The sequence below is a fragment of the Pseudundibacterium arcticum genome, from assembly GCF_042646465.1.
GTDB classification, from domain to species: Bacteria; Pseudomonadota; Gammaproteobacteria; order Burkholderiales; family Burkholderiaceae_D; genus Undibacterium_A; species Undibacterium_A arcticum.
The window spans coordinates 22,938-28,961 of record NZ_JBHRTP010000094.1 but is presented as its reverse complement, the minus strand read 5'-3'; the positions used below and the strand labels follow the sequence as shown (position 1 = coordinate 28,961).

At 60.3% G+C, this 6,024-nt stretch carries 7 protein-coding genes; 4 read left to right on the top strand and 3 right to left on the bottom strand.

What is annotated here, in order from left to right:
* Positions 1–203 precede the first annotated feature (203 nt).
* From ACFOFO_RS24065 to thiD, 3 genes are all read right to left on the bottom strand, one after another.
* Positions 204–1,481, bottom strand: coding sequence for an NRAMP family divalent metal transporter (locus ACFOFO_RS24065; RefSeq protein WP_390333206.1), 1,278 nt, complete (start codon positions 1,479–1,481; stop codon positions 204–206).
* A 190-nt stretch (positions 1,482–1,671) separates the two neighbouring features.
* On the bottom strand, positions 1,672–2,964 hold the full coding sequence (gene hemL, locus ACFOFO_RS24060) for a glutamate-1-semialdehyde 2,1-aminomutase (protein WP_390326955.1): 1,293 nt from the start codon (positions 2,962–2,964) through the stop codon (positions 1,672–1,674).
* Between the two features lie 133 nt (positions 2,965–3,097).
* Entirely contained in the window at positions 3,098–3,952 is an 855-nt protein-coding gene (gene thiD, locus ACFOFO_RS24055) for a bifunctional hydroxymethylpyrimidine kinase/phosphomethylpyrimidine kinase (RefSeq protein ID WP_390326952.1), read from the bottom strand.
* 354 nt (positions 3,953–4,306) lie between these two features.
* Between thiD and ACFOFO_RS24050 the strand changes: the two genes are divergently transcribed.
* From ACFOFO_RS24050 to ACFOFO_RS24035, 4 genes are all read left to right on the top strand, one after another.
* Entirely contained in the window at positions 4,307–4,459 is a 153-nt protein-coding gene (locus ACFOFO_RS24050; RefSeq protein WP_390328248.1) for a rubredoxin, read from the top strand.
* A gap of 184 nt (positions 4,460–4,643) precedes the next feature.
* Positions 4,644–5,045 (top strand): response regulator, encoded by a 402-nt coding sequence (locus ACFOFO_RS24045; protein WP_390326949.1) that lies wholly within the window; start codon positions 4,644–4,646, stop codon positions 5,043–5,045.
* Between the two features lie 21 nt (positions 5,046–5,066).
* Positions 5,067–5,432 (top strand): response regulator transcription factor, encoded by a 366-nt coding sequence (locus ACFOFO_RS24040; protein ID WP_390333205.1) that lies wholly within the window; start codon positions 5,067–5,069, stop codon positions 5,430–5,432.
* Between the two features lie 9 nt (positions 5,433–5,441).
* Entirely contained in the window at positions 5,442–6,017 is a 576-nt protein-coding gene (locus ACFOFO_RS24035) for a chemotaxis protein CheW (RefSeq protein ID WP_390326946.1), read from the top strand.
* The last annotated feature ends 7 nt before the right edge of the window (positions 6,018–6,024 follow it).

Sequence of the window (6,024 nt, the reverse complement as noted above, 5' to 3'; positions counted from 1 at the left end):
TTTGGCCTCCAGATACTCCCACTAAATTCCATCGTCAGTTGCACTTCATAGTTGAATCCGCGCTGGATATTCCGCTAACATTCATTGGGGGGGCTAGTAAATACACCAGCGAGTATATGAGTGGCGTGGCGTGGCGGTGCGAAGAGATGCCCGAGCCGGTGCCTTGCGCTTGCCCGCCCCAAATTCCGACCTGCTGCACACGCCTACAGCGTCGCGAACATCGCCACCACCGCGATCAGCATGATAGCCACGCCCATCCAGCCGATCACCGTATGCCGCCGCGACAGCGTGAACGTGCCCATGATGCGCGGCTCGCGTGCCAGCAACATCATCACTGCCATGATCGGGACCGCAATCACGCCGTTGATCAGCGCCGACCAGAACAGCGCCTTGATCGGATCGATCGGCGCGAAATTGAGCGCTATGCCGCCGATCGTCGCCAGCGAGATGATGGCGTAAAACTCGCGCGCCTGCAGCATCTTCAGATCGAGTCCGTTATCCCAGCGAAAGCTCTCGGTCACGGCATAGGCCGACGCGCCGGCCAGTACCGGCACCGCCAGCAGACCGGTGCCGACGATGCCCAGCGCAAACAGCAGAAAGGCGAATTCGCCGGCCAGCGGCCGCAATGCTTCGGCTGCCTGCGCCGAGGTCTGGATATTGGTGACGCCGTGCGCGGCCAGCGTGGTAGCGGTCGCCAGGATGATGAAGAACGCGACCAGATTCGAAAATCCCATGCCGATCACGGTGTCGGTCTTGATCCGCTTCAGGTGTATCTTGGCGTCTTCCGGCGCCTTGCGTAGCGCCTGTGCACCGGTGTCGGCGCGGATCTCCTCGACTTCCTGCGAGGCTTGCCAGAAGAACAGGTAAGGGCTGATGGTGGTGCCGAAGATCGCGACGATCACGGTGACCGAAGCGTTATTCCATGCAAACTGAGGCCACACCGTGCGCAACGCGACTTCCGACCACGGCACGTGGATCACCAGCACCGTCGCGACGTAGGCCAGCAGTGCCAGCGTCAGCCACTTCAGATAATGGACATAGGTGCGGTAGGGCAGAAAAATCTGCAGCGACAGGCACAGAAAGCCGAACCCGAGCGAATAGTAATGGGCCGGCCCGTGTTGCGTCACCAGTCGCATCGCCTCGCCCATCGCGGCGATATCTGCCGCGATATTGATGATATTGGCGACCAGCAGCAACAGCACGATCAGGTACAGCAGCGACGGCGGATAGGCGCGTCGGATATTGGCCGCCAGGCCGCGCCCGGTAACGCGACCGAGTCGCGCCGACACCAACTGGATGCCGACCATAAATGGATAAGTCAGCACGATGGTCCACAACATGTTGAAGCCGAATTGCGCGCCGGCCTGCGAATAGGTCGCGATGCCGGACGGATCGTCGTCGGCGGCGCCGGTGATCAGGCCCGGGCCGAGCGCTTTGACGGTATCGTGCTGGGTAAAGCGGGAAAGGAGCTTGCCGAACATGCGGTCTCCGCAAAGGATCGGCGGCCGGTGGCCGCGATCGGATCAAACGGGAAGGTCGTTGCCGCGCCGGACAGCGCTGCGGCAACGTGCAGAGTCTAGCAGCGGTGCGAACAGTTGCGCGCGCAAAACCGTTACCAGTTGTTAGCCTGATGTTAGCCGGGCACCGCGACGTATTGGTGCCCAGTTGTTCTCAGTGCAAGCTGGCGAACACGGTGCGGGCCGCGGCGATCGTCGCATCGATCACCGTATCGTCGTGTTGCGCCGACACGAAACCGGCTTCGAATGCGGCTGGCGCGAAATACACGCCTTGTTCCAGCATCGCATGGAAGAAGGCATTGAAGCGGGTCCGGTTGCAGGCCATCATTTGTGTGTAGCCAGTCGGAATGTCGGGGCTGAAATACAGGCCGAACATGCCGCCGATCGCGTCCGCGCAGAACGGTATGCCGGCCTCGCCGGCGGCGGCGCTCAGGCCATTGACCAGTTTGCGGGTTTGGGCCGCGAGCGCGTCGTAGAAGCCGGGCGCCTGGATCAGTTTCAATGTGCTCATGCCGGCTGCTACCGCGACCGGATTGCCGGACAGCGTGCCGGCCTGATACACGGCGCCCAGCGGCGCCATTTTCTGCATCAGCTCGGCGCGGCCGCCGAAAGCCGCGAGCGGCAAGCCGCCGCCGATCACCTTGCCGAGCGCGGTCAGGTCGGGCGTGATGCCATACACCGACTGCGCGCCGCCCAGCGCGACGCGGAAACCCGACATCACCTCATCGAAAATCAGGATGGTGCCGTATTGGGTACACAGCCGCCGCATGGTGTGCAGGAATTCCGGGGTCGATTTCACCAGATTCATGTTGCCGGCCACCGGCTCCACGATCACGCAGGCGATTTGGTCGCCCATATCCTTGAACGCCTGTTCCAGCTGCGCAGTATTGTTGTAGTCGAGCACCATCGTGTGCTTGACGAAGTCTTCCGGCACCCCGGCCGAGGTCGGATTGCCGAACGTCAGCAAGCCGCTGCCGGCCTTCACCAGCAGCGAGTCGGCGTGGCCGTGGTAGCAGCCTTCGAATTTGACGATCTTGTCGCGCCCGGTGGCGCCGCGCGCCAGCCGCAACGCGCTCATGGTCGCCTCGGTGCCACTCGACACCAGGCGCACCTGCTCGATCGATGGCACCAGCCGACAGATTTCCTCGGCCATCTCGATCTCGCCCTCAGTCGGCGCACCGAACGACAGCCCGCGGGCGGCTGCGTCCTGCACCGCTTTCACCACCTCCGGATGGGCGTGGCCGACGATGGCCGGGCCCCAGGAGCCGATGTAGTCGATGTAGCGCTTGTCATCGGCGTCCCAGAAATAGGGACCGGCGGCGTGCGTGATGAAACGCGGCGTGCCACCGACCGAACGGAAGGCGCGCACCGGCGAATTGACGCCGCCGGGGGTGGTCAGTTGGGCGCGGGTGAACAGGGTGTCGTTGTTGGAATGGGTGCTGGTCATGTTGATTAGCGTCGGTAATGATCAAAAAATGTAAAGGGAAGCTAGCCGAGCGATACGGTAGAACGGCAATGGCGACGGGTGGACATCGTGTGGTGATGATCGGAAGCCCCTGATCCCGGTTGCGCAGCCCGTTTCAGTCGGCCTCGTCGTCGGCTTGCTGGTCGACATCGCCGCTGGCCGGCTCGCGCGCCCAGAAGTAACGGTCCGGCACCAGCTTGCCCATGCCGAGGCGTTGCGCATGGGCCAGTGCGGCCAGCGTGAATTCCTGCGCCTCCAGCACGGCTTCGGGCATATCCAGGCCGTTGGCCAGCAATGCGGTGATGGCGGCCGACAGCGTACTGCCGGCGCCAACAAACGAGCCGGGCAGACGCAGCCAGGTGTCGCTGCGCACCACGCCGGACACGTTGAACAGGGTATTGACGACCTGATGCACCTCGCCCGGCGTGCCGGTCACCAGCACATACTCGCAGCCGGCATCGATCAGGTGCATGGTATCGGCCACCATGACGTCGTCGAACGACGGTTCGCGCCAGGTTTCGGCGATCCGGGTCAGCTCCACCGCCGACACCAATAGCAGCGTGGTCTGCGGAATCAGCAATTCGCGCATCGCCATCAGGATGTCTTCGCTATCGAACCCCTGGTCCGGCATTTGGGTGATGAACGGGTCGAGGATCAACGGAATGTCGGGATAGTCCGACACGATTTCGGCGATCACCGACACATTTTCAACGCTGCCCAGCGTGCCGACCTTGAACGCCGCGACCGGCATGTCTTCCAGCACCACACGGGCCTGATCCGCGACCCAGTCGGGATCGATGAATTGCAGGTCCTCGGTGCGCGCGGTGTCGCCGATCTGGACCGAGGTGATCACCGACAAGCCGTGGCAACCCATCGCGGCAAACGAGGCAAGGTCGGCCTGGATGCCGATGGCGCCGACCGGATCGGACACGCCGAAGCTCAATATAAGGGGAGAAGTTTGGTTTTGCACGGCGAGTAGATTAATATGTTCAACCTTGTGGAACGGATTCGGCGACAGCCTCGCGCAATAGGAGTCTGTCGAACTTGCGGAATCGAAACGAAAAATGTGCTGAACGCGGACAGATTTTGCCGGATTTGCAGCGTCAATAGCGAGCTAAATAGCGGGCTAATGAGCAAAAAGCCGGTGACACTGTACCGCTCAGTGACTTTAACCGCCGATTCTCCGTAAGTCCGACAGGCTTCTAGCTGCGATCAGCTTGCACCATCCAACTTTGCTAATTTTGCATTTTACTAGATCGAAGGGTAGTCAGACGTGAGCAATATTGAATCATCGATACAGGCAACGGGCGAGTTCAAGACCTGGATGTGCCTGATTTGTGGCTGGATTTACGACGAGGAAGCCGGCTTGCCGGAAGAGGGCATTGTTGCCGGTACCCGCTGGGACGACGTGCCGATGAACTGGACTTGCCCGGAATGCGGCGCCCGCAAGGAAGATTTCGAAATGGTGGCGATCTGATTCTGACGCAGATGCAACCGTTGGTAACTTGGCTAGAATTTTCGCAATTTGCTTGTTTTTAAGGCAAATTGCTGCAAATCAAACCCGAATTGTTGTTGTAAAGCGTCGTAATGTTGTACTACGGCATCGGAAATTTTGTTACAGTTGAGCACAATTATTCAAACAAAGTGACCGAGACGACCCTATGACTGCATCGCTGGAGAAGAATGGCCTGAAGGTCCTGGTGATTGACGATAGCAGCACGATTCGCCGGTCGGCAGAGATCTTCCTGAGTCAGGCCGGTTATCAGGTCATCCTGGCCGAGGACGGCTTCGATGCGCTGGCCAAGATCAATGACCACCATCCGGCGCTGATCTTTTGCGATATCCTGATGCCGCGGCTGGATGGCTATCAGACCTGCGCGCTGATCAAGAAGAGCACCAAATTCCATACGACGCCGGTGATTATGCTGTCATCCAAGGATGGCCTGTTCGACCGTGCGCGCGGTGCAATGGTCGGCTCGGATGAATACCTGACCAAGCCATTCACCAAAGATAGTCTGCTGAAGACGGTGCGTGAGCATACCGCCAACGCGATTTCGAAGTAGTTTTTGAGGTAGGAATAGAAAATGGCCATACAAAAAATTCTCATCGTTGACGACTCCCCAACGGAGCGTTATTTCCTGACGGATATCCTGGTCAAGAACGGATTCTCGGTATCGACCGCCGAAAACGGCGAAGATGCGTTGCTTAAGATCAAGACCGACAAGCCGCACCTGATCCTGATGGACGTCGTGATGCCGGGCAAAAACGGCTTCCAGGTCACCCGGGCCATTGCGCGCGATCCGGAGACCGAGCATGTGCCGGTGATCATCTGCACCAGCAAGGACCAGGAAACCGATCGCATCTGGGGCTTGCGCCAAGGCGCACGCGACTATCTGGTCAAGCCGATCAATGCGGACGAGCTGCTGGCGAAAATCGCCGCGCTAGGCTAAAGCCCTGCCATGACCCAAGCCACCCCGGATCCAGTACCGTACAAGACGGTCAGGAAAGTTGACTCGGCAGCACGGCGTACGCGCCTGCGCGAATTCCAGATCCAGCTGATCGAACGCGTGCAGACAGCGCGTAGCGGTACGGATACCCGGGTGAATCAACTCGGGGTGATGATCGGTCAAACGCGCTGGCTGCTGGATCTGAAAGAGGCCAGCGAGATCGTGTCGATCGGCGCCATCACGCCGGTGCCGCTGACGCAGGACTGGTACCTGGGTTTGTCGAACTTGCGCGGCAACCTGATCAGCGTGGTCGATTTTGCTCGATTCCAGGGCCATTCCACCACCCAGATCGAGCAGGACAGCCGCATCGTCGCGTTTGCGCCGGCACTGTCTTTCAACTGCGGACTGCTGGTGTCGCGCGTGATGGGCCTGCGCAATGTCGCCGACATGGAGCTGCAGCCGGATCAGGCGGCAGCCGATACGCCATGGGCTCCCCACAGCTATCGTGACCGCGACTCCCAAGTCTGGCGGCAGCTCAACCTTTCGCTGATCGTGCAGGACCCGCGCTTTCTGCAGGTTGGGTTGTGATTCCGGC

Excerpts from the sequence above, each read along its gene's own strand:
- ACFOFO_RS24065 (WP_390333206.1), bottom strand. The coding sequence starts at position 1,481 with ATGTTCGGCAAGCTCCTTTCCCGCTTTACCCAGCACGATACCGTCAAA.
- hemL (WP_390326955.1), bottom strand. The coding sequence starts at position 2,964 with ATGACCAGCACCCATTCCAACAACGACACCCTGTTCACCCGCGCCCAA.
- ACFOFO_RS24050 (WP_390328248.1), top strand. The coding sequence starts at position 4,307 with ATGTGCCTGATTTGTGGCTGGATTTACGACGAGGAAGCCGGCTTGCCG.
- ACFOFO_RS24045 (WP_390326949.1), top strand. The coding sequence starts at position 4,644 with ATGACTGCATCGCTGGAGAAGAATGGCCTGAAGGTCCTGGTGATTGAC.
- ACFOFO_RS24040 (WP_390333205.1), top strand. The coding sequence starts at position 5,067 with ATGGCCATACAAAAAATTCTCATCGTTGACGACTCCCCAACGGAGCGT.
- ACFOFO_RS24035 (WP_390326946.1), top strand. The coding sequence starts at position 5,442 with ATGACCCAAGCCACCCCGGATCCAGTACCGTACAAGACGGTCAGGAAA.